Genomic DNA, 20,134 nt, shown 5'->3' on the forward strand with positions numbered 1-20,134 from the left:
GGATAGCCAACGTTGCGTTAATTCCTCAATTTGAGCAATCATAATTTGATTTGGATACAATTTTTAACCGGAGAGGCTTTATGCAATACTGATTTCCAGGTTTTTAAAAGAAGGCATTCTATTTGAAATCACAGAAATATAATTTATAAAAAATTTATGACAAAACGATACAATATAACAGCATGGATTATTACCGCAGGTATTTTTTGCGCATGTAATATGAAAAGTAACAATAACGGTGATGGCAATACCATAACTGGCGGAACTGACAGTTCCATGATGTCGAAAACAGATACCAATATGGCATTGCCTGTAAGGCCGGGAGCAGATACTAACACCGTTGGACCAATGACTGCCGAAAAAACTGATTCGATGGTGAAAACAGGTATGGCAAAACCAGACCCTGCTAAAAAAGGAAAAAAGGGTAAAGTAAGTATCGCTACCATCGAAACTAAAAATAATGGAAGTATGGAAGCCGATAAGGAAGGCTTTTATGCAAACACAGAAGTATTGCCTGCATTTCCGGGCGGACAAAAAGCATTGGAAAGTTTTTTTGAAAAAAATATCGAATATCCTTCTGATGCAACAGATAATGGGGTAGAGGGAACTGTTGATCTGAATTTTGCAGTGGATGAAAAAGGTAAGGTTTATGCACCTAAGGTAACCAGTGATGCTATCGGTTACGGAATTGAAAAGGAAGCATTAAGAGTATTTGCAAAAATGCCCACCTGGACTCCCGGCAAAATCAAAGGAAAAAATGTGAAAACAAAATATACTTTGCCAATTAAATTTCAACTTTACTAATTTTAACCATCATTAAACTCCTTTATAACTTTTAAAACTAAAAAAAATGACAATCAAAAACCTTTTCAAAATCGCAGCAGTTACACTTTTTATTTCTCTCGCTGTTTCTTCCCAATCGATCGCTGCAACTAAATCCCCTGTATCTGACAGTACAACAGACGCCCGCATTTTAAGCGAAATTGTAACCCGTGTAAATGAAATTCAAAACATGGATAAATCTAATTTAAGCATGTCTGAAAAGAAAGCGCTTAAAAAAGAATTGACTGCGATGAAGCAAAAAGCTGATGGACTTAACAGCCGTGTTTATCTTTCAGTTGGAGCCATTATCATTATTATTTTACTGTTGATTCTTATACTGTAACAAGCATAATTGAATGCAATAAAAAAACGCTTCCTTTTTCCGGGAAGCGTTTTTAATTAAGATGATTTTTTTGAAATTATAACCCCATTTTCTTTTTCAGATTTTCATCAATGGCATCTAAAAATTCTTCGGTGTACAGGTAGTGTTCACCATGATTTACTTTGTTACCATGAATGCATACTGCAAGATCTTTGGTCATTTTGCCGCTTTCTACTGTTTCGATGCATACTTGTTCCAAGGCCTGACAAAAGTCAATTAATGCCTTGTTGCCATCTGTTTTGCCACGAAACTCAAGCCCTCTTGTCCATGCAAATATAGAAGCAATCGGGTTGGTAGAAGTTGGTTTGCCAGCCTGGTGATCCCTGTAGTGGCGGGTTACAGTACCATGAGCCGCTTCTGCTTCCATGGTTTTTCCATCAGGAGTAACCAGTACGGAGGTCATTAAACCAAGTGAGCCAAAGCCTTGTGCCACGGTATCGCTTTGCACGTCACCATCATAATTTTTACAAGCCCAAACAAAATTACCGTTCCATTTTAAAGCGCTTGCAACCATATCATCAATCAGGCGATGTTCGTATGTGATACCCGCTGCCTCATATTGTGTTTTAAATTCAGCCTGGTACACTTCTTCAAAAATATCTTTAAAACGGCCATCGTATTTTTTAAGAATGGTATTTTTTGTAGAAAGGTACAATGGCCATTTTTTTGTAAGCGCCATATTGAAACAGCTTCTTGCAAAACCATAAATACTTTCATCGGTATTGTACATACACATGGCCACACCATCGCCTTTGTAATTGTATACTTCAAAAGTCTGCGCCTCGCCACCGCCTTCTGGCGTAAAGGTCATGGTTAACTTTCCTTTTCCTTTTATCACCGTATCTGTAGCACGGTACTGGTCGCCAAAGGCGTGACGGCCAACAATGATAGGGGCTGTCCAGTTGGTTACCAATCTTGGTACATTCTGCATCACAATGGGCTCACGAAACACAGTACCATCAAGGATGTTCCGGATAGTGCCGTTGGGTGATTTCCACATTTGTTTCAGGCTGAATTCTTTTACCCTTGCTTCGTCAGGTGTAATGGTAGCACATTTAATACCTACGCCAAATTCTTTAATTGCGTTGGCCGCGTCAATGGTAACCTGGTCGTTGGTCTCATCGCGGTATTCCATGCCAAGGTCATAATATTTAATATCCAGTTCCAGGTAAGGAACAATGAGTTTGTCTTTAATAAATTTCCAGATGATCCTTGTCATCTCATCTCCATCCAGCTCAACCACCGGATTGGCAACTTTAATTTTGGCCATGATTTGATTTTTTTTTGCAAATGTACATTAATCGAAAGAATCTGGATGCCGCTGCTCGAATTCTCAGGTTGCTACAAACTACTGCTTTTCTTCAACATCACATCCGACGTTACCACGCCCATGTTTGCAATAATTTCTTTTCCAAATTCACTGGTTTTTAAGAGAGTGGCGCCACTCATCAAATTATAGAAATCAATGGTTACTCTTTTGCGCATAATCGCTGCCTGCAATGCAGAAGTAATCAGTTCAGCAGCTTCATGCCAGCCCATATATTCCAACATCATGCATCCGCTTAAAATTACAGAGGACGGGTTCATGCTGTCTGTACCGGCAAACTTTGGTGCCGTGCCATGCGTGGCTTCAAATACGGCGTAACCGGTTTTGTAATTGATGTTGGCACCAGGCGCGATTCCAATCCCACCAACTTCTGCGGCCAGTGCATCGGAAATATAATCACCGTTCAGGTTTAAGGTTGCTACCACAGAATAATCTTTGGGAGCAATCAGTATTTGCTGTAAAAAGTTATCAGCAATAATGTCTTTTACCAGTAATTTTCCATCGTGCAGGGCTTTTCGCTGTACCTCGTTGGCGTGTGCTTCGCCATGCTCTTTTTTCAGTTGGTCCCATTCATCCCAGGTAAAAGTTTTATCGCCGTATTCCTGGCGGGCCACTTCATAGGCCCAGTTTTTAAATGCACCTTCGGTAAACTTCATAATATTGCCTTTGTGCACAATGCTTACAGAGGGCAGGTTGTGTTCCAGTGCATAATCAATTGCAGCACGCATCAGGCGCTTGGTGCCTTGCGATGAAACGGGTTTTACGCCAAAGCCCGAATCGCCGGGGAAGCGTATGTTTTTCACACCCATTTCTTCTATTAAAAACTTTTCAAATTTTTGTGCTTCTGCACTGCCGGCCTTCCATTCAATGCCAGCATAAATATCTTCTGTGTTCTCCCTGAAAATGGTCATGTCTACCAGTTCCGGATGCACCATCGGCGAAGGCACACCTTTGAACCATTTTACCGGCCTCACGCAGGCAAACAAATCAAGATCCTGCCGCATGGCAACGTTCAGCGAACGGATACCTCCGCCAATGGGCGTTGTTAAGGGGCCTTTTATAGAAATGATATAATCTTTTGCAACCTGCAATGTTTCAGCCGGAAGCCATTCGCCGGTTTGGTTGAAAGCTTTTTCACCGGCCAGCATTTCTTTCCACTCAATTTTTCTATTGCCGCCGTAAGCTCTTTCAACAGCGGTATCAAATACCACTTGTGCCACTTTCCAGATTTCAGGTCCAATACCATCGCCTTCAATAAAAGGAATGATTGGATCGTTGGGTACATTGAGTTTGCCGTTACTGCCCATGCTGATTTTTGCTGCCATAATATGTTTTTAAAGATATGTATATGAATTACTGTAAAGATAAGCTGCCGTATTAAAATTTAATGGCACAATTCACCCATCCATTATCGAATACCACGTTATCCAGCTTTTTATAAAAATTAATAGCCGGCTCATTCCAATCCAATACCTGCCAGGAGATGCCTGCATATTTTCGTGCTTTCGCTTCTTCAAATAACTGATCAAACAACAGTTTTCCAACGCCCATACCACGCAGCTTTTCTGTAACGAGCAAATCTTCCAGGTACATGGTTTCGCCCTTCCAGGTTGAATACCGGGTGTAGTATAAGGCCAGCGCCTGCACGATTGCCACCCCTGACTCATCGGTTTGTTCCGCCACAAAAGCCGTCCAGACAGGGTTTGGGCCAAAGCCTGCATTGACAAAATGGTCCAGCGTTACCGTCACTTCCTCTGGTGCTCTTTCATACACGGCCAGTTCATAAATCAATTCCATCATGCGTGCACAATCTTCTTTAACCGCCTTTCTGATAACAATACTCATAAAATAATTAGTGTTTTTTCAAAATTCGCACAAAGCCTTCATATTGTGGGAATAAAATAAATCAACCGTGTTTTTGCATTAGCAACAGACAGCTTAACTTGCATCCATGCAACAATATCTTCAGCTTCTTAAACATATTAAAGAAACCGGTACAGATAAAAGCGACCGTACCGGAACGGGTACACGCAGTGTTTTTGGTTACCAGATGCGCTTTGATCTTAGCAAGGGTTTTCCATTGGTAACTACTAAAAAATGCCACCTGAAAAGTATCATTTATGAACTATTGTGGTTTTTGCAGGGCGATACCAATATCGATTATTTAAAACAACACAACGTAAAAATATGGGATGAGTGGGCGGATGAAAATGGCGATCTTGGTCCGGTATATGGCAAGCAATGGCGTAGCTGGCAAGGTGCAGATGGAGTAGAGGTGGACCAGGTAAAAGACCTGATTCACCAGATTAAAACAAACCCCGATAGCCGCCGCATGATCATCAGCGCCTGGAATGTGGCCGATTTGCCAAAGATGAAACTGATGCCTTGTCATTGCCTGTTTCAGTTTTATGTCGCCAACGGAAAATTAAGTTGCCAGTTGTATCAGAGAAGTGCGGATGTCTTCCTTGGTGTACCTTTTAATATTGCTTCTTACGCTTTGTTAACGATGATGATTGCGCAGGTATGTGGACTTGAACCGGGGGAATTTGTGCACTCATTTGGCGATGTGCATTTATACAATAATCATTTCGAGCAGGCAGATTTACAATTAAGCAGAACACCTTTCCCTTTACCACAAATGAAAATAAATCCGGCTGTGAAAGATATATTCGATTTTACATTCGAAGATTTTGAATTGTTGAATTACCAGAGCCATCCGGCGATCAAAGCGCCGGTGGCGGTGTAGGCCCTCCAACCCTCAGGGGAACTTTGGAGCGGGCAATTTGCATGTCAATTGTTTCGCTCTAAAAATTCAGCTGTTTTTAAAAAGGGATAAAAAAGATTGTTATGATTAATGAAGGAATAAATAGAGCAGATTCAAAAAATCCCTCCCTGGAAGAAGTGAGGCCGACCATCGCGATGATAGTAGCCGCCTCCGAAAACAACGCCATTGGAAAAGACAACCAGTTGCTTTGGCACTTACCCAACGACCTGAAGTTCTTTAAAAATACAACCTGGGGTTTTCCGGTCATTATGGGCCGTAAATCATTTGAGTCGGTAGGCAAGGCATTGCCAGGCAGAACCAATATTGTGGTGACCAGCCAGCAAGACTGGAAAGCGCCTGATGCCATCAGGGTAGCATCCATCGAAGAAGGAATTCAACAAGCCATTGCGAAAACTAACAGCAAGTTGATTTTTATCACGGGTGGCGGTGAAATTTACAAACAGTCGATGGATATTGCCGATTCTATTTACATGACAAGGGTGCATGCGCAATTAGAAGGAGATACTTTTTTTCCGGTGATTGATGAAAATAAATGGACGCTGGTGTCTAATGAAGATTTTGATGCAGACGAAAAACATGCTTATTCCTACAGTTTTCAAATCTGGAAGAAAATATAATGCTACAAACAAGAGTTATCATCTACCATTCATAAATCATCACTTGTATTCAGCTTTTCAATTAGCAAAAAAATACCTTCACTATTATTTAACTGCATCCAATGGAAAGGGCCATGGTATTCATTCTCCTTTTGTATTTGATTTTATAACGCATGTATTGACGGATAAAAAACAATACGATTGTTACAAGGAAATTGAAGCAAAAAGGAAGCAATTAAAACAGGATAACACCGTAGTTAAAGTAGAAGATTTTGGTGCCGGATCTGGTAAGATTAAATCCAATCAGCGGGTTGTAAAAGCGATTGCATCGTCTTCCTTAAAACAACCCAAATACGCACAATTGCTGTTTAGAATGGTGCAATATTACAAACCGCAACAGGTTCTGGAACTGGGCACCTCGCTTGGCGTTACCACTGCATACCTGGCGAGTGGAAATTTGGCTGCAACTATTTATACCTGCGAAGGCGCGGAACAAATAGCAACCATTGCACAAAATAATTTCAACCGGCTGTCGTTAAAAAATATTGTTTTGGTGACAGGTAACTTTTCAACAACATTGCCATCGTTGCTGGATAAAATGAACGTTGTTAATTTTGCCTTTGTGGATGGCAACCATCGTAAAGAACCAACGCTGCAATACTTTCAGCAATTGCTAAACCATGCTGCTAACGATACAATACTGGTGTTTGACGATATTCACTGGAGCGCTGGAATGGAAGAAGCCTGGGCTGAAATTCAACAGCACCCGGCCGTTACCCTTACAATTGATCTTTTTTTTATTGGCATTGTTTGCATCAGCAGCGCTGTTAGAGTAAAGCAGCAATTTGCCATTAAGTATTAACAGTTGTACAAAAGATGTTTTGCTTACTAAAAGAGTGCATCACAACGCTAAAGGACTGGCATCATAACGGTCACGCATTTTGGCAAACCATTTTTCGTTACCTTTAATTTAATTATTTCTACTTATGATCATTGGCGTTTTGAAAGAACCAGCTCCCGAAACCAGAGTCTCTTTACTTCCCGAACATGTAACCTTTCTGAAAAAATGGAATGTGGATGTGTTGATTGAAGATAACGCCGGCGCTACGGCTTTCGCCTCCAACAGCGGTTATGAAGCAGCCGGTGCTACGATTGTTTCACGCAAACAAATTCTTGAAACAGCGCCCATCATTTTATCCATCAGCAATTTTACCGGGGAAGATATTGCTGCACTTAATGAAAATGCCATTGTATTAGGCGTATACCAGCCTTTGTTTCATTATCAGGAAATCAGAAACTGGGCTGCAAAAGGGCTGACAGTTTTTAGCATGGATATGCTGCCGCGGACAACCCGTGCGCAAAGCATGGACGTGTTGAGCAGCCAGGCAAATATTGCCGGTTACAAAGCCGTACTTACAGCCGCTAATTTATTTCCCAAATATTTCCCCATGTTTATGACGGCCGCAGGAAGTATACCTCCGGCAAAAATGCTGATACTCGGTGCAGGTGTCGCAGGATTGCAGGCAATTGCTACCAGCAAAAGGCTGGGTGCGGTTGTGGAAGTATTTGATACCAGACCAGCCGTAAAAGAAGAAGTGATGAGCCTGGGCGCCAGGTTTGTAGAAGTGGAAGGTGCTGCAGACGCCAGCAAGGCAGGCGGTTATGCCGTTGAACAAACAGCAGAGTTTTTACAAAGACAAAAAGCAAAAATTGCAGAGAGTGTGGCCAAAGCAGATATCATCATAACCACGGCGCAAATCCCAGGAAAGCCAGCGCCGGTATTACTTACAACCGATATGATCAATGCCATGAAAAACGGTTCGGTCATCATTGATCTTGCAGCCGCAACAGGCGGGAATACCGAGCTTACCAAAAATGATGAAACAGTCCATCATAACGGAGTTAGTATTGTGGGTACTTCAAGATTGCCAGGAACGATGCCATCGGATGCCAGTAAATTATACGGAAAAAATATCCTTAATTTTTTACAACTCATCATCAATAAAGAAGGACAACTGAATTTAAATTTTGAAGATGACCTGGTGAAGGGAACCTGCATTGCGCATGACAAAGCGGTAACGAATGAAAGAGTGAAGACACTGGTTGGATAAAGAGGTTAGCGCTGCGGCGAAAAAATATATTACATCAAGAGCATTGAATTATGGAAAGTATTTTAAATTTTATTTCATCTAACCAGCAGATTATCTACATCGTAATCCTGATGATTTTTGTTGGCATCGAAGTGATTGGTCATGTACCAAGCGTGCTGCACACGCCGCTGATGAGCGGTGCCAATGCTATACATGGCGTGGTAATCATCGGTGCCATCATTGTAATGGGCAAAGCCGAAACTGATAATTACCTGGCCCTCGGTCTGGGCTTTTTAGCGGTGATATTAGGCACCTTAAATGTGGTAGGTGGTTTTGTGGTAACCGATAGAATGCTGGAAATGTTCAAGAAGAAAAAAGCATCCTGATAGACCAGCATGCACAAAGAGTTTACTCAAATGCAAATGATCAAAAAATATTAAACACATAAACACAACCTTCTCCATTTACCCTTTTTTGAAAAATAAGTGGGGCCTTTATTTATGGAACTAAACTTACTCACAATTTGTTACCTCATAGCATCAGTAACATTTATCCTCGGGTTAAAAATGTTGTCCAATCCTGTCAGTGCCCGTAGAGGCAACCTGGTAGCGGCTTTTGGAATGACAGTCGCCATTTTTGCCACCATTTTTTTATATGAAGACAATGGGGAAAAACTACACAACTATGTTTGGATATTTGCTGGTTTAATCATCGGTACCATTGCAGGTACCCTGGCTGCAAAAAAAGTAAAAATGACGGCCATGCCGGAAATGGTAAGCCTCTTTAACGGAATGGGTGGCGCCTGTGCCGCATTAATTTCGGCCGCGGAATTTTATCATATTTATGAACTGCATAAAGATTCACCTGCCACCGCATTTGCTGAACTTGCAACAGTTGGCCATTATATCACTATTGTAGCAGGTGCTATCATCGGTACAATTTCTTACACCGGCAGTATAATTGCCTGGGGTAAATTAAACGGCAGGATAAAAGATTATTCATTTAATGGGCAACACATCGTGAATATGTTTGTGCTTGTGCTGGTAATTGTTGCAGCAGTCTGGGCCTATCAGTCTACACTTGGTAATATCCTTATACCATTTATGCTCATTGGTTTTTTTGCACTCATCTACGGCGTTTTATTTGTAATGCCGATTGGCGGTGCGGACATGCCGGTAGTAATTTCTTTACTCAATTCCTTTACTGGTGTGGCGGCTGCCTGCGGCGGCTTTTTATATGATAACAAGGCCATGCTCACAGGCGGTATTTTAGTAGGCGCTGCCGGAACTCTGCTGACCATCCTGATGTGTAAAGCGATGAACCGGTCTTTGACAAATGTGCTGATTGGATCTTTTGGCGGCGGTAATAAAACAACCGCGGTTGAAGGTGCAGCGGGCCCCCAGGGAAATTACAAAGAAATCAGCCTGGCAGATGCTGCCATGGTAATGGCCTATGCAAACCGGGTAATGATTGTACCAGGCTACGGACTGGCAGTGGCGCAGGCCCAGCATACATGTCACGAACTGGAAAAGATACTGGAAGAAAAAGGGGTAGAAGTCCAGTACGCCATTCACCCGGTAGCAGGCCGTATGCCGGGCCATATGAATGTTTTGCTTGCAGAAGCAGATGTGAGCTACGATAAATTGCTTGAAATGGAAACGGCCAACGACGTTTTTAAAACAACGGATGTGGTACTGATACTGGGTGCCAACGATGTGGTTAATCCGGCTGCCAAAAATGATGCGCAATCTCCTATTTATGGCATGCCGATACTGGAAGTAGAGCAGGCCAAAACCGTAATTGTAAATAAGCGCAGTATGAAACCCGGTTACGCAGGCATAGAGAACGACCTTTTCTTTCAACCCAAAACCTCCATGTTATTCGGTGATGCCAAAAAAGTATTGCAGGATCTTTGTACCGAAATAAAGGCAGTTTAGTAATGGCACTTTAAACATATAATAGCATAAAATCCTTTTTTCTTACCGCAGAATGCCGTAATTTACATACAGCATCTTAACCTTTCACCTCCTTAAAATTGATTGCCATGCTTAAAGTTGCCGATATTTTAAAAAACAAGGGAAAAAACGTTTACTCAGTAACACCTGATACCTCTGTGTATGACGCACTTACCATTATGGGCCAAAAAAATATTGGCGCATTGATGGTTATAGAAGGTGAAAAACTGAAAGGGATTTTTTCTGAAAGGGATTATGCCCGTAAAGTGGTGCTGGTTAACAGAACATCCAGGGAGACCATGATCAGTGAAATTATGACAACCAATGTAATTACGGTATCGTCTTCAGATAGCATCGATCATTGCATGGAACTCATGAGCGGCAAAAAAATCAGGCACCTTCCTGTATCAGATAATGGCAGTGTAGCAGGCCTTATTTCTATCAGTGATGTGGTTACAGCCATTATCGAATCGCAGAAGGAAACTATCTCTTATTTGCACAATTATATTTCCCAGTAGTAAATTTTGTAAACAGCAGGTTTTTAAAATGATGGCTTTGAGGCCAAATGGGAATTCTATATTTTGACATTTTCGCCAGAATTCGGCATATCAGACCTGTTCTCTGCACCATCGGATTTTTAAGTTTATGCAATGGTCTTTATTTAACGAAAGCTGTTTTCTTTTTACAATATTTTTTGTTGCTGCAACAAGGCAAAGCGGCCCAGCATTTCGAGCATGCCGCCCTGTGCTACCAGGTTAAGCGTGTGCTGTTTTCCCATCAGACCATCATCGTTTTTATTTGTATCCAGTGCGGCATCAATGCAGTCTTTAAAGGCAAGGATATATTTTTTATCAGGGTTATATTTTAGCAAGTGTTGATACGCTCTCAACAATACAGCACTAAACCAGTAGTCATCTTTAAAATGTTTATTGGCAACAAAAAAGCCCACGGAACTATCCGCAATGGCGGTAGCCTGCCGAAGGTATTTTTTATCATGCGTACATTCATACAGGTAAACATTTGCCTGCAACATGGTGCCGGTGTTATAGGAATATTCCTTTTTATCAACCCGGTAATTATCCGTTTTAATATTATCGTAATACAGACCTGAAGGCGACCTGAGATTTGCATTTACCCAATTGTACAACAGCAAAGCGGTATCAAGATAAGCCTGTTGTTTCGTTGCCTGGTACAACTGCAGCGCTAAAATAATTCCAGGTCCGTTACTGCAGGTATTTTTTGATTTTTTATTATCTTCCTGCCAATACAAACCGCCGCCAGTAAGCGTATCGTAAGCCGACATTATAAAACGGTAAATTTCTTTTCCTGTTGCCAGCCATTGTGTTTGCCTCGTACGTTTAAAGGCATCCATAGCCGTAATCCCAATCCATTGATTGTCGTCGTAAAAGCGGCTGCCTCCGCCCAATGCCATTGCATAGGATGCATACCCGGGCGCAGGCGGAAATGTATTGTGGTATTTTTCAATTATTATAAAATCGGGTTGCAACAAATCTGGTTTACCCAGTAATTCCATTTCGTTATCTGCCTGTAATAAGGCGCAAAGCGGCCATAAAAAAGATACAGGTCTTCCATCTTTTTCCGGTTCAGCAGTTTCTTTATAAAAGCCGGAACTATCAATAAAAAAATGCTGGCGGATGCTTTGGTGAAGCAGCTCCATTTGTTGTTTATAATTTTTTACCTGTGCCTGTGCTGTAACACCATACCAACAAAAAAACAGGAAAATAATCAGTCCTTTAAAATTCAGTTGACTGCGTTGCATTGTGATTTTAAATTAGAAAAAGGGTTGACAAATAATAGTTCGTCTTACCTGCAAACTACCATAAAAATTGGTACTATCATGTTTCTTTTCATTCATTTGTTATGCATTTTTAAACAAATCGGTTTAACATCTGAAGACTTTCTTGTTAAGTTATTTTTTAATGGAGGCTATCAACATTCAGTTTCAATCACATTCAGTACCGGCTGTCCGAAGCTCCCGAAACCGGAGCCTTTGGCCACGGCGGGCCTGCCGAAACGGCATTTATCATGAGCTTTGCGGTGGACTATGAGTGCACACTGCTGACAGAGATTTACACTGCTGAATGCTTAGAGGAATACCTGCCTTATACATTGGCAGACCCTGATTTTCCGGAACAGGACGGCCCCAAAGAAATGGAAGGAGTGTTCTATAATCCACCGGTACATAAAGCACCCTAAGTCATTCAGCAAAAATATAAGGACAACTTTGTTACTTATGGTGTAACAACGTTAAGGCTGGAAGAACAGTAATAAAAAACGCGTTTAAACTGCTTAGCGAATGCGGGCGCCTCAATCAAACCGCCAGTTCCTTTTCAAAACAAACGCTGTTTGTCATGCTTTGATACTGGCCGTAGTTGGGAATTATTTTATAGTTGCTTTTCTTGTACAAGGCAATTGCTTCCGGCTGATTTTTGCCTGTTTCCAGTACACATTTTTTATAGCCCAGCTCGACGCTCCAGGTTTCAAGCATTTGCAGCATGGCCGATGCAATGCCTTTACCACGGTAAGCGGGTAAAACAAACATGCGCTTTACTTCCATCGTATCCGGGTTCAATTCCCTGATGGCCCCGGAACCAGCCGGCACATCGCCATCATAAGCCACCAGCGCATATTTTATGGTTGCGGTTTTGTTAAACTGTGCATAAAATGCATGCTCATCACCGTCGCGGATTTTTAAGTCTGCGTCTAATTGTTGTACCAACTCCCGGAAATGACTGTCATCCGAATTTGTTCTTTTTATTGTAATCATAATAGAATTAGGCTGAAAAAAACAGGCGACCAGCAGCCCGTTTTCTGCTATTTGCTAAAGTAACAAAATTAATACAACACATAAGAGCATATAAAATTGTCGTTGTTTATTTGACCTCATGGATTTCTAAATTGGCCATTTAGTAGTTGAGACGTTAAGCTTAGAAATAGAATGATGTCTTTGCGACTAAACGCATGTAATGAGTTGCGGCCTGACGACGCAACAATTTTAATTGTAGGATAATCCTTTCATAAAAACAACTGTAAGTAAAATTATTCGATGTATTGAGTCAGGTGATTTTTAACCTGGCCTTTACCGTTCTTCGGCTAAATGGCGGGTTTAATATTGGGTAACATTCAGGTAATGTGCCTTTATATATCCCGTAACATTTATCACAACGGATTATTATCAAAAGAGTGCCCATTTTGTTTCCAATTATGTGATCAGTTTTGCCAATAAAACCTACATCAGAAAAGATACTGCTGCAGTAAAAACAAAAGGAGTTCACCGCCATTGAAACAGTTGTATTTTTTATTTGGGAATTGTAAAATAAAAGGTACTTTCTTTTCCTTCTTCAGATTACAGCTATATTTCATACCTCATGGCAATATTGAAGTGTAAGTGAATCGAATGGATGAATCAATTCCAATAACGATTTCCGTTCAGCTCTGTGGGAGCGTATCCCCGGGTTTTTTCAGCAGCTACGCTGATAGACACAAAAACTACCTGGCTGTTGATCGTACAGATTACATCAGGTGATAAACCAAGTACATTGTTAAACTCATTTTTTACTTTCTCAACTGCCTGCAGGTGAGTATTTCACTTGTGATATTGCCCGATTGCAGTCTGCACCAAATATTTCGTCTGATTGTTGAAGATTTTATGATCAAAGGTTACTGTTTTAGTTGGACGCCATTCATTGTAGCTGTATGGTGTAAAAAATTCAACCACCAGATCTCAGTATACGTTGAAGCATTTACCATTGATGTTTCCCAACAATGATTCACCCGGTTTAATGCGGAGTGTTGAAAAATTTCCCCTTAAAAATTATGTTGCATTCCCCAACCGGTACTGTAAAGTATTTGTCCACCCATATTTGCGACTGATTAAGGGAGCTGAATGTTGGCAGGTATTTGGTAAGTATACCTCCGTAAAATAATAACCTGAAATCAATTTACTCTTTTAACGGTTCAAATAATGCCTAATCAAATTTTTACAGCCGGTCTTCATAATATGGCAGACCAGGTATATTTTTTTAAGTCGTTTTTCCGCAACATTTTTAAAAAAGGATTTGAGTGGGAAGAATTGTTTCGCCAAACCTACCTGATTGGATATAAATCAACAGGCATAATTACATTAACGGGATTTATACTGGGTATTGTATTAACACTGCAATCTCAGCCTACCATGAAAGAATTTGGAGCTGAAAGTTATATTCCCCGCATGGTATCTGTTTCTGTTATAAGAGAAATAGGACCCGTAATTATCGCCTTGATCTGCGCAGGAAAGGTAGCCTCTGGTATTGGGGCGGAGTTGAGCAGTATGAATGTTACAGAACAGATTGAAGCCATGGAAGTATCCGGGGCTAACCCTGTCCAGTTTTTAGTAGTTACACGTATACTGGCTTGTATTGTTATGATACCGCTGCTGACGATTTTTGCAGACGCTATGGCTTTGGTTGGTGGTTTTACAGCTACTATCCTAAGCGGGGATATTACCGCCAAGCTCTATTTTACCAATGCCCTTACCATATTGGATTACAGCGATTTATTGCCTGCACTTTTCAAGACGATACTTTTTGGATTTGCCATTGGTTTTGTGGGTTGCTTTAAAGGCTTTACTTCTAATAACGGTACGGCCAGCGTAGGACTTGCGGCAAACTCCGCCGTTGTAACAGCTTCTGTGTGGATTATTATTATTGATGCCATTGTTGTACAGGTTACCAATTCAATTTTATACAGTTAAAACAATGGAAGCAGAAAAAGTAATAGAAGTAGAAAACCTGGTGAAAAGCTTTGGAACCAGGGAAATACTTTCCGGTATCAGTTTTAATGTACACAGGGGTGAGAATGTGGTGATACTGGGTAAATCTGGAACAGGTAAATCAGTAACCATTAAATGCATTGCGGGCTTGCTTAAACAGGATGAGGGTTCATTAAAAGTATTTGGCGAAGACGTAAATGAACTGGATGAAGATGCACTGAAAGCGTTACGCTGCAGGTTGGGATTTTTATTTCAAAGTGCCGCCTTATACGATTCCATGACAGTGCGGGAAAACCTGGCATTTCCCTTAAAGCGGGTGCTAAAGATAAAAGACAAAGCAGAAATTGAAAGCAGATGTATTGAGGTATTACGTTCCGTAGGCCTGGAAGATGCCATTGATAAAATGCCTGCAGACTTAAGTGGTGGCATGCGTAAGCGGATGGGGTTGGCCCGCACACTCATTGTTAAACCGGAAATTATTTTATATGACGAACCAACTACCGGTCTTGATACCATTACATCAAAAGAAATCAGCAGTTTGGTGCTGGAAATGCAGGAGCAGTATGATGCAACATCTGTAATAATAACGCATGATATACCGTGTGCAAAAATTACTGCCGACAGGGTGTTGATCCTGCATGAGGGCAAATGCCTTGCTGAAGGCACTTATAAAGAGCTTGAAAACAGCGACAACGAATTTATACGCTCATTTTTTAAATAATCAACATGAATATTTCTGCGGGTCAAAAAACAAGAACCGGAATCTTTGTCGTAATCAGTCTGCTATTGTTGGTTGGATTGATATTTTTGATCGGAAAACAAAAAAATTTATTCAGCCGCACGTTTTTAGTGTATGCCAATTTTAAAAATATTGCTGGTACAAAGGAGGGCAATTTTGTACGTTTTGCAGGTATTAATATCGGTACAGTACAAACTATTACTATTGTTAACGACACCACTGTTCAACTGGCATTGAGCATTGATGATAAAGTAAGGCAGTATATAAAAACAGATGCTGTTGCCAGTATTGGAAGCGATGGTTTGATGGGTGATAAACTGATAATGATTGCACCCGGCAATACCGGATCTGCCGTGGCAAAAAGCGGTGACGTATTGCTGAGTTCCAACCCGTTAAATGTCGATAAAATAATGAACAACCTTGCTAAAATTGCCGATAATGCTACCGTGCTAACGGAAGGGTTGGCAGATATCGTTACCAAGGTGAATCAGGGTAAAGGCTCACTGGGCCGCCTGATGAACAACGATAACCTTGCCCGCAAAATGGAAAATACCATAGCAACAGCCAATGAAACTGCTGCCAGTATTAAAACCACCTCCAATACGGTAAACGAAAATATGCAGGCAGTAAAGGGCAGTTTTTTACTGAGGGGTTATTTTAAACGAAAGGAGAAAAAGCGGATTAAAGATTCAATCGATAAAGCTAACAAAATGATAGCTCCTGAAAAGCTAAAGAAAGAAGGTAACAAAAAGGACGAAGCTAAAAAGGAAGATGCCCAAAAGGAAAATTGACATGCGTTTGATCCAGCACTTGCAAATATCCTTTTGAGATCTTGCTATAAAAAATTGCACTTCCGTCTATGTCGGCCTGTCGGAAGTGTTGCGGATAAGCCCTATACCAGCTCCAAAGAAAATGATACCCAATATGCCGTACATCACAATAGTTTTGATACTGTGTGTATTGCTACCGGAACTCATAAAATAATACCCCGCAGTGATTAAACCGATAACACCCAATAAGGTGAGTATGATTCCAATAATTCTTTTTTCCATGATAATTTTTTAAAACAATTGCAAACGGAATGCCGTTTTAAAACTGCGTTAAAAAATTATCTGTAGAATAAATAATAACCATGATAACTTCTGGTTGAAGTTGGAAAGTCGGGGTATGATAAACTTTTTTTATTGCATCAAACACATTGCGGTCGCAGCTCAATATTCCATAATCTCAATCTTCCTGAAATCCATAGGATGGCTATTGGATTGCAATGAAATGTAACCACTCGTTACAGCGTCCTTACTGCCAACAATAAATTTCTTTCCCTCTGCATGGGCTGCGTCATAATGCGGATTTTCGAACTGAAGAATTTGTTCCCCATTTACGAAATGCATGATTCTTCCATTGTTCACATCAATTTCAGCCGTCACCCATTCATCGCCATTGAACGTTTCTTTTACCGTTGGCGCCGTGCAATAATCTGTATTTCTTTTTCCATCAATTTCAACATACATGCCCGAGGCGCATATTTCACCGGTGGGTCTTTCAGTTTTTCCATCACCGCCATGCAGGTTATACTCCAGGCAAACAGGAAATTGTTGATTTAAACCTACTGTAGCCGGTGGCTGGCAATAATACTGAATCCCCCCATCTTTAAAACCCCATGAAGGTGCGCCGGGTGTCAGTTTACCAACAAACCGATACTCTACTTTTAATCGAAAATTGCTGAATTTTTTGTTGAAATACAAAGCGCCGAAACGGTTGGCAAAACTGTCGTATTGATCATACCGCGTGCTTAAAATACCGTTCTCAACACGAAAGGTTTTTCCGAAATTATCACCCAGTTTATGGCCATTTATTTTAGCTTCCCAACCCTGCAAATTCTTTCCGTTAAACAGGCTTGTCCATTTACTGTTAGTGCGTCCTGTTTCGTTCAGCCTTACCGTTGTGCAACCCTGTACTATAAAAAGTAAAAATATTGCCAGCCATTGACTTTGTTTCATATTAAAAATAATTTTGGGTAAGATAAGGAATTAACGGGGTTTACAAAATTAATGCAGGCTGGCAGATGTTGAAATTTATGGGTTAACTTCCGGCAATAAAACAACCAGTAAAAACATGTCTAAAATATTTTTTGTAAGCCTGGTAATGACCAGCTTTTTTAACGTAGCCACCGCTCAGAAAATGAAACGTTTTGATGAAAAGAATCTACAGGTAAGCTGGCGGTTGATCACTAATCATTACAAGCAATCAACGGATGCGTATTGCGCTTTTACCATTTCAAATAAAGGCAAAACACCGTTGCCTTCAGGCGGATGGGCTATTTATTTTTCTTCGAACAGCGATATTGCAACCACTATTGCTCCATCAGGCCTTGAGGTAACACATATCAATGGTGATATTTTTAAACTCTATCCTGCGGCAGGTTTTAAGCCCATTGCGGCGAAGGACTCAGCGGTTATAGAATACATTTCCCCCGGGTTGTTGCTCAACCGGTCATTGGCTCCGTCAGGTCTATACATTGTATGGGACGTTGATCCGGCCAATGGATTTCCCATCGCCAATTATACTACAGGGTCTTTACAAAATGCTACTGCCGGGTTGGTAACACCAGCAATAATTTACCAGAAAAACAGTGCGACAAAAGATATTCCAGCAACACAGCTACCAAAAATATTTCCTACACCAGTAAGCTATAAAGAAACGGGTGGTGCATTTTTATTAAGTGCGGAGGTCACCATTCAAACGGATGCTGCGTTTCAAAAAGAAGCTGGTTATTTATCGCAGGTGTTGGGCAGTGTAATTGGCGGAAAGCCTTTGACGATTGGCGGCGGCGCTAAAACAATAGCGTTGCAAAAAGCTGACATGCCACAGGAAGCTTATAAACTTTCCGTAAGGAGCAACGGCATTGTGATATCAGCAGGCTCCGGTGCAGGCATTTTTTATGGCATTCAATCGCTGCGCTCAATGATGCTTCCCGCCACAGGCGTCACACAAACAAGCGTTTCTATCACGACCGTGGAAGTACAGGATGCGCCCCGGTTTGGGCTTAGAAGCCTGATGCTGGATGTGGCAAGAAATTTTCAACCGAAACAGGAAATTTTAAAAGCACTTGATTTAATGGCGCAATACAAAATGAATGTACTGCATTTTCATTTCAGCGATGATGAAGGCTGGCGAATTGAAATACCATCATTGCCTGAGCTGACTGCCATCGGTGCTAAACGCGGCCATACGCTGGACAGCAAAACCATGTTGCCTGCCTGCTATGGAACGGGGCCTGTTGCAGGAAAAGGTGCAGGCAGTGGCTTTTATACAAGGAATGATTTTATTGAAATACTGCAATACGCAAAAGACCGCTACATAGAAGTGATTCCGGAAATCGAATCGCCGGGTCATGGAAGAGCGGCCATTAAAGCGATGGAAGCACGGTATGACCGGTTAATGAAAGCTGGTGACAAAACTGAGGCAGAGCGATATTTATTGAGCGACGGCAACGACCAGTCTGTATACAGCTCCGCACAAATGTGGAAAGACAATGTGATGTGTGTGGCATTGCCATCCGTGTACAGTTTTATGGACAAGGTAACCGATGAATTGATTGCCATGTACAAAGAAGCCGGTGCACCACTCAGTACCATTCACATGGGCGGAGATGAAGTGCCCTCGGGCGTTTGGGAGAAATCGCCGGTAAGTTTACAACTGTTAAAAACCGAAACCGGACTGAAAGAAATCAACGACCTCTGGTATTACTACTATACAAAGGTTAATAAAATGCTGCAGTCAAAAGGCCTGTTTATGTCGGGTTGGGAAGAAGCGGGTATGCGTAAAACAACACTGGACGGGGCGAAAACACTCATCGTTAATCCACGCATGGCCAATGATAATATCCGCCTGCATGTATGGAATAATATGGTTGGATGGGGCAATGAAGATTTGCCTTACCGGTTGGCCAATGCAGGGTATAAAGTAGTACTCTCCTGCGTGAGCAACAACTATCTTGACTTGTCGTATTTTAAATCGCCTGATGAGCCGGGTTATTACTGGGGCGGTTTCCAGGATATTGACAAACCGTTTTATTTTATGCCCTACGATGTGTATAAAACCACAAAGGAAGATGCCGCCGGCAATCCGCTTGATCCCTCTTATTTTAAGGGTAAAGACAGGCTGACGGATTTCGGCAAATCCAATATAGCTGGTGTGCAGGGTTTGTTGTGGGGCGAAAATATCCGGTCGGCCGATGCTAGAGATTATATGTTATTGCCCAAAGTGCTGGCCGTAGCAGAAAGGGCATGGGCCAGCGATCCTGCATGGGCGGGCATGCAGGACAAAGCCGCCTTTCAACAGGCTTACAATGAAGCCTGGTCTGTATTTGCCAATGTGATAGGCAAAAGAGAATTGCCAAGGCTGGATGAACTGGCCGGCGGGTTTAACTACCGCATTCCTACGGTAGGTGCTGTTGCAGAAAACGGAAAAGTAGTGGCCAATATACAACTACCCGGATTGACGATCCGTTATACTACCGACGGAACAGAGCCCACCCTGAATAGTAAAATATACGAAGGTCCGGTGGCAGAAAAAGGCACCATTCGTTTAAAAGTATTTAATAATAAAGGTCGCGGGGGCAGAACGATCAGTGTTGAAAATAAGTAACTGGTAAAAATACTTTT

At 41.5% G+C, this 20,134-nt stretch carries 21 protein-coding genes; 14 read left to right on the forward strand and 7 right to left on the reverse strand.

The annotated features are described in order from the left end of the window. Positions 1-156: 156 nt before the first annotated feature. Positions 157-804 (forward strand): energy transducer TonB, encoded by a 648-nt coding sequence (locus JWR61_RS16575; RefSeq protein WP_301928863.1) that lies wholly within the window; start codon positions 157-159, stop codon positions 802-804. Positions 805-850: 46 nt separating this feature from the next. Further along, positions 851-1,165 carry a hypothetical protein gene (locus JWR61_RS16580; protein WP_301928864.1) on the forward strand — a complete coding sequence of 105 codons (315 nt, stop codon included), beginning with the start codon at positions 851-853 and terminating at the stop codon, positions 1,163-1,165. 76 nt (positions 1,166-1,241) lie between these two features. On the opposite strand, the gene JWR61_RS16585 is transcribed toward JWR61_RS16580, so the two are convergent. The 3 genes from JWR61_RS16585 to JWR61_RS16595 form a co-directional block, all read right to left on the reverse strand. Beyond that, complete coding sequence (locus JWR61_RS16585; protein ID WP_367881810.1) at positions 1,242-2,474, reverse strand: isocitrate dehydrogenase (NADP(+)); 1,233 nt, start codon at positions 2,472-2,474, stop codon at positions 1,242-1,244. A 71-nt stretch (positions 2,475-2,545) separates the two neighbouring features. Then, entirely contained in the window at positions 2,546-3,856 is a 1,311-nt protein-coding gene (gene icd / locus JWR61_RS16590; protein ID WP_301928865.1) for an NADP-dependent isocitrate dehydrogenase, read from the reverse strand. Between the two features lie 52 nt (positions 3,857-3,908). Further along, complete coding sequence (locus JWR61_RS16595; protein ID WP_301928866.1) at positions 3,909-4,376, reverse strand: GNAT family N-acetyltransferase; 468 nt, start codon at positions 4,374-4,376, stop codon at positions 3,909-3,911. A 106-nt stretch (positions 4,377-4,482) separates the two neighbouring features. Between JWR61_RS16595 and JWR61_RS16600 the strand changes: the two genes are divergently transcribed. The 7 genes from JWR61_RS16600 to JWR61_RS16630 all read left to right on the forward strand — a co-directional run bounded on the left by JWR61_RS16600 (position 4,483) and on the right by JWR61_RS16630 (position 10,475). Beyond that, the gene (locus JWR61_RS16600; RefSeq protein WP_301928867.1) at positions 4,483-5,277 is read left to right on the forward strand and encodes a thymidylate synthase; all 795 of its coding nucleotides are present in this window, start codon (positions 4,483-4,485) and stop codon (positions 5,275-5,277) included. A gap of 101 nt (positions 5,278-5,378) precedes the next feature. Continuing rightward, positions 5,379-5,933, forward strand: a complete 555-nt coding sequence (locus JWR61_RS16605) for a dihydrofolate reductase (RefSeq protein WP_301928868.1) — start codon at positions 5,379-5,381, stop codon at positions 5,931-5,933. A 43-nt stretch (positions 5,934-5,976) separates the two neighbouring features. After that, a complete protein-coding gene (locus tag JWR61_RS16610) occupies positions 5,977-6,774 on the forward strand; it encodes an O-methyltransferase (RefSeq protein WP_301928869.1) in 798 nt (265 codons plus the stop codon). A 124-nt stretch (positions 6,775-6,898) separates the two neighbouring features. Continuing rightward, the gene (locus tag JWR61_RS16615; protein ID WP_301928870.1) at positions 6,899-8,023 is read left to right on the forward strand and encodes a Re/Si-specific NAD(P)(+) transhydrogenase subunit alpha; all 1,125 of its coding nucleotides are present in this window, start codon (positions 6,899-6,901) and stop codon (positions 8,021-8,023) included. A gap of 50 nt (positions 8,024-8,073) precedes the next feature. Continuing rightward, positions 8,074-8,388 carry an NAD(P) transhydrogenase subunit alpha gene (locus tag JWR61_RS16620; RefSeq protein ID WP_290335614.1) on the forward strand — a complete coding sequence of 105 codons (315 nt, stop codon included), beginning with the start codon at positions 8,074-8,076 and terminating at the stop codon, positions 8,386-8,388. Positions 8,389-8,502: 114 nt separating this feature from the next. Continuing rightward, the gene (locus JWR61_RS16625) at positions 8,503-9,939 is read left to right on the forward strand and encodes an NAD(P)(+) transhydrogenase (Re/Si-specific) subunit beta (RefSeq protein WP_301928871.1); all 1,437 of its coding nucleotides are present in this window, start codon (positions 8,503-8,505) and stop codon (positions 9,937-9,939) included. A 107-nt stretch (positions 9,940-10,046) separates the two neighbouring features. Further along, the gene (locus JWR61_RS16630) at positions 10,047-10,475 is read left to right on the forward strand and encodes a CBS domain-containing protein (RefSeq protein WP_290335616.1); all 429 of its coding nucleotides are present in this window, start codon (positions 10,047-10,049) and stop codon (positions 10,473-10,475) included. Between the two features lie 164 nt (positions 10,476-10,639). Here the strand turns inward: JWR61_RS16630 and JWR61_RS16635 are convergent, their stop codons facing one another. Then, positions 10,640-11,737, reverse strand: coding sequence for a glycoside hydrolase family 76 protein (locus JWR61_RS16635; RefSeq protein ID WP_301928872.1), 1,098 nt, complete (start codon positions 11,735-11,737; stop codon positions 10,640-10,642). Between the two features lie 266 nt (positions 11,738-12,003). Here JWR61_RS16635 and JWR61_RS16640 point away from each other — a divergent pair, with 266 nt between their 5' ends. Beyond that, the gene (locus tag JWR61_RS16640) at positions 12,004-12,174 is read left to right on the forward strand and encodes a hypothetical protein (protein ID WP_301928873.1); all 171 of its coding nucleotides are present in this window, start codon (positions 12,004-12,006) and stop codon (positions 12,172-12,174) included. A 115-nt stretch (positions 12,175-12,289) separates the two neighbouring features. Here the strand turns inward: JWR61_RS16640 and JWR61_RS16645 are convergent, their stop codons facing one another. Continuing rightward, positions 12,290-12,745, reverse strand: a complete 456-nt coding sequence (locus JWR61_RS16645; RefSeq protein ID WP_301928874.1) for a GNAT family N-acetyltransferase — start codon at positions 12,743-12,745, stop codon at positions 12,290-12,292. 1,197 nt (positions 12,746-13,942) lie between these two features. Here JWR61_RS16645 and JWR61_RS16650 point away from each other — a divergent pair. The 3 genes from JWR61_RS16650 to JWR61_RS16660 are packed head-to-tail and all read left to right on the forward strand — an operon-like array spanning position 13,943 to position 16,258. Next, complete coding sequence (locus JWR61_RS16650) at positions 13,943-14,710, forward strand: ABC transporter permease (protein WP_301928875.1); 768 nt, start codon at positions 13,943-13,945, stop codon at positions 14,708-14,710. Positions 14,711-14,714: 4 nt separating this feature from the next. After that, on the forward strand, positions 14,715-15,449 hold the full coding sequence (locus JWR61_RS16655) for an ABC transporter ATP-binding protein (RefSeq protein ID WP_301928876.1): 735 nt from the start codon (positions 14,715-14,717) through the stop codon (positions 15,447-15,449). Positions 15,450-15,454: 5 nt separating this feature from the next. Then, positions 15,455-16,258: an MlaD family protein gene (locus JWR61_RS16660; protein ID WP_301928877.1), complete on the forward strand. Its 804-nt coding sequence runs from the start codon at positions 15,455-15,457 to the stop codon at positions 16,256-16,258. A gap of 66 nt (positions 16,259-16,324) precedes the next feature. On the opposite strand, the gene JWR61_RS16665 is transcribed toward JWR61_RS16660, so the two are convergent. Further along, positions 16,325-16,519, reverse strand: a complete 195-nt coding sequence (locus JWR61_RS16665; protein WP_301928878.1) for a hypothetical protein — start codon at positions 16,517-16,519, stop codon at positions 16,325-16,327. Between the two features lie 159 nt (positions 16,520-16,678). Continuing rightward, the gene (locus tag JWR61_RS16670; RefSeq protein WP_301928879.1) at positions 16,679-17,467 is read right to left on the reverse strand and encodes a DUF1080 domain-containing protein; all 789 of its coding nucleotides are present in this window, start codon (positions 17,465-17,467) and stop codon (positions 16,679-16,681) included. A gap of 115 nt (positions 17,468-17,582) precedes the next feature. On the opposite strand from JWR61_RS16670, the gene JWR61_RS16675 reads away from it, so the two are divergent. Further along, positions 17,583-20,117 carry a family 20 glycosylhydrolase gene (locus JWR61_RS16675; protein WP_301928880.1) on the forward strand — a complete coding sequence of 845 codons (2,535 nt, stop codon included), beginning with the start codon at positions 17,583-17,585 and terminating at the stop codon, positions 20,115-20,117. Positions 20,118-20,134 lie beyond the last annotated feature (17 nt).

The organism is Ferruginibacter sp. (assembly GCF_028288465.1).
GTDB lineage: Bacteria > Bacteroidota > Bacteroidia > Chitinophagales > Chitinophagaceae > Ferruginibacter.

Coding starts and splice junctions, on each gene's coding strand:
- JWR61_RS16670 (WP_301928879.1), bottom strand. CDS start 17,467: ATGAAACAAAGTCAATGGCTGGCAATATTTTTACTTTTTATAGTACAG.
- JWR61_RS16600 (WP_301928867.1), top strand. CDS start 4,483: ATGCAACAATATCTTCAGCTTCTTAAACATATTAAAGAAACCGGTACA.
- JWR61_RS16620 (WP_290335614.1), top strand. CDS start 8,074: ATGGAAAGTATTTTAAATTTTATTTCATCTAACCAGCAGATTATCTAC.
- JWR61_RS16595 (WP_301928866.1), bottom strand. CDS start 4,376: ATGAGTATTGTTATCAGAAAGGCGGTTAAAGAAGATTGTGCACGCATG.
- JWR61_RS16660 (WP_301928877.1), top strand. CDS start 15,455: ATGAATATTTCTGCGGGTCAAAAAACAAGAACCGGAATCTTTGTCGTA.
- JWR61_RS16585 (WP_367881810.1), bottom strand. CDS start 2,474: ATGGCCAAAATTAAAGTTGCCAATCCGGTGGTTGAGCTGGATGGAGAT.
- icd (WP_301928865.1), bottom strand. CDS start 3,856: ATGGCAGCAAAAATCAGCATGGGCAGTAACGGCAAACTCAATGTACCC.
- JWR61_RS16605 (WP_301928868.1), top strand. CDS start 5,379: ATGATTAATGAAGGAATAAATAGAGCAGATTCAAAAAATCCCTCCCTG.
- JWR61_RS16665 (WP_301928878.1), bottom strand. CDS start 16,519: ATGGAAAAAAGAATTATTGGAATCATACTCACCTTATTGGGTGTTATC.
- JWR61_RS16655 (WP_301928876.1), top strand. CDS start 14,715: ATGGAAGCAGAAAAAGTAATAGAAGTAGAAAACCTGGTGAAAAGCTTT.
- JWR61_RS16630 (WP_290335616.1), top strand. CDS start 10,047: ATGCTTAAAGTTGCCGATATTTTAAAAAACAAGGGAAAAAACGTTTAC.
- JWR61_RS16580 (WP_301928864.1), top strand. CDS start 851: ATGACAATCAAAAACCTTTTCAAAATCGCAGCAGTTACACTTTTTATT.
- JWR61_RS16640 (WP_301928873.1), top strand. CDS start 12,004: ATGAGCTTTGCGGTGGACTATGAGTGCACACTGCTGACAGAGATTTAC.
- JWR61_RS16625 (WP_301928871.1), top strand. CDS start 8,503: ATGGAACTAAACTTACTCACAATTTGTTACCTCATAGCATCAGTAACA.
- JWR61_RS16575 (WP_301928863.1), top strand. CDS start 157: ATGACAAAACGATACAATATAACAGCATGGATTATTACCGCAGGTATT.
- JWR61_RS16675 (WP_301928880.1), top strand. CDS start 17,583: ATGTCTAAAATATTTTTTGTAAGCCTGGTAATGACCAGCTTTTTTAAC.
- JWR61_RS16615 (WP_301928870.1), top strand. CDS start 6,899: ATGATCATTGGCGTTTTGAAAGAACCAGCTCCCGAAACCAGAGTCTCT.
- JWR61_RS16645 (WP_301928874.1), bottom strand. CDS start 12,745: ATGATTACAATAAAAAGAACAAATTCGGATGACAGTCATTTCCGGGAG.
- JWR61_RS16635 (WP_301928872.1), bottom strand. CDS start 11,737: ATGCAACGCAGTCAACTGAATTTTAAAGGACTGATTATTTTCCTGTTT.
- JWR61_RS16650 (WP_301928875.1), top strand. CDS start 13,943: ATGCCTAATCAAATTTTTACAGCCGGTCTTCATAATATGGCAGACCAG.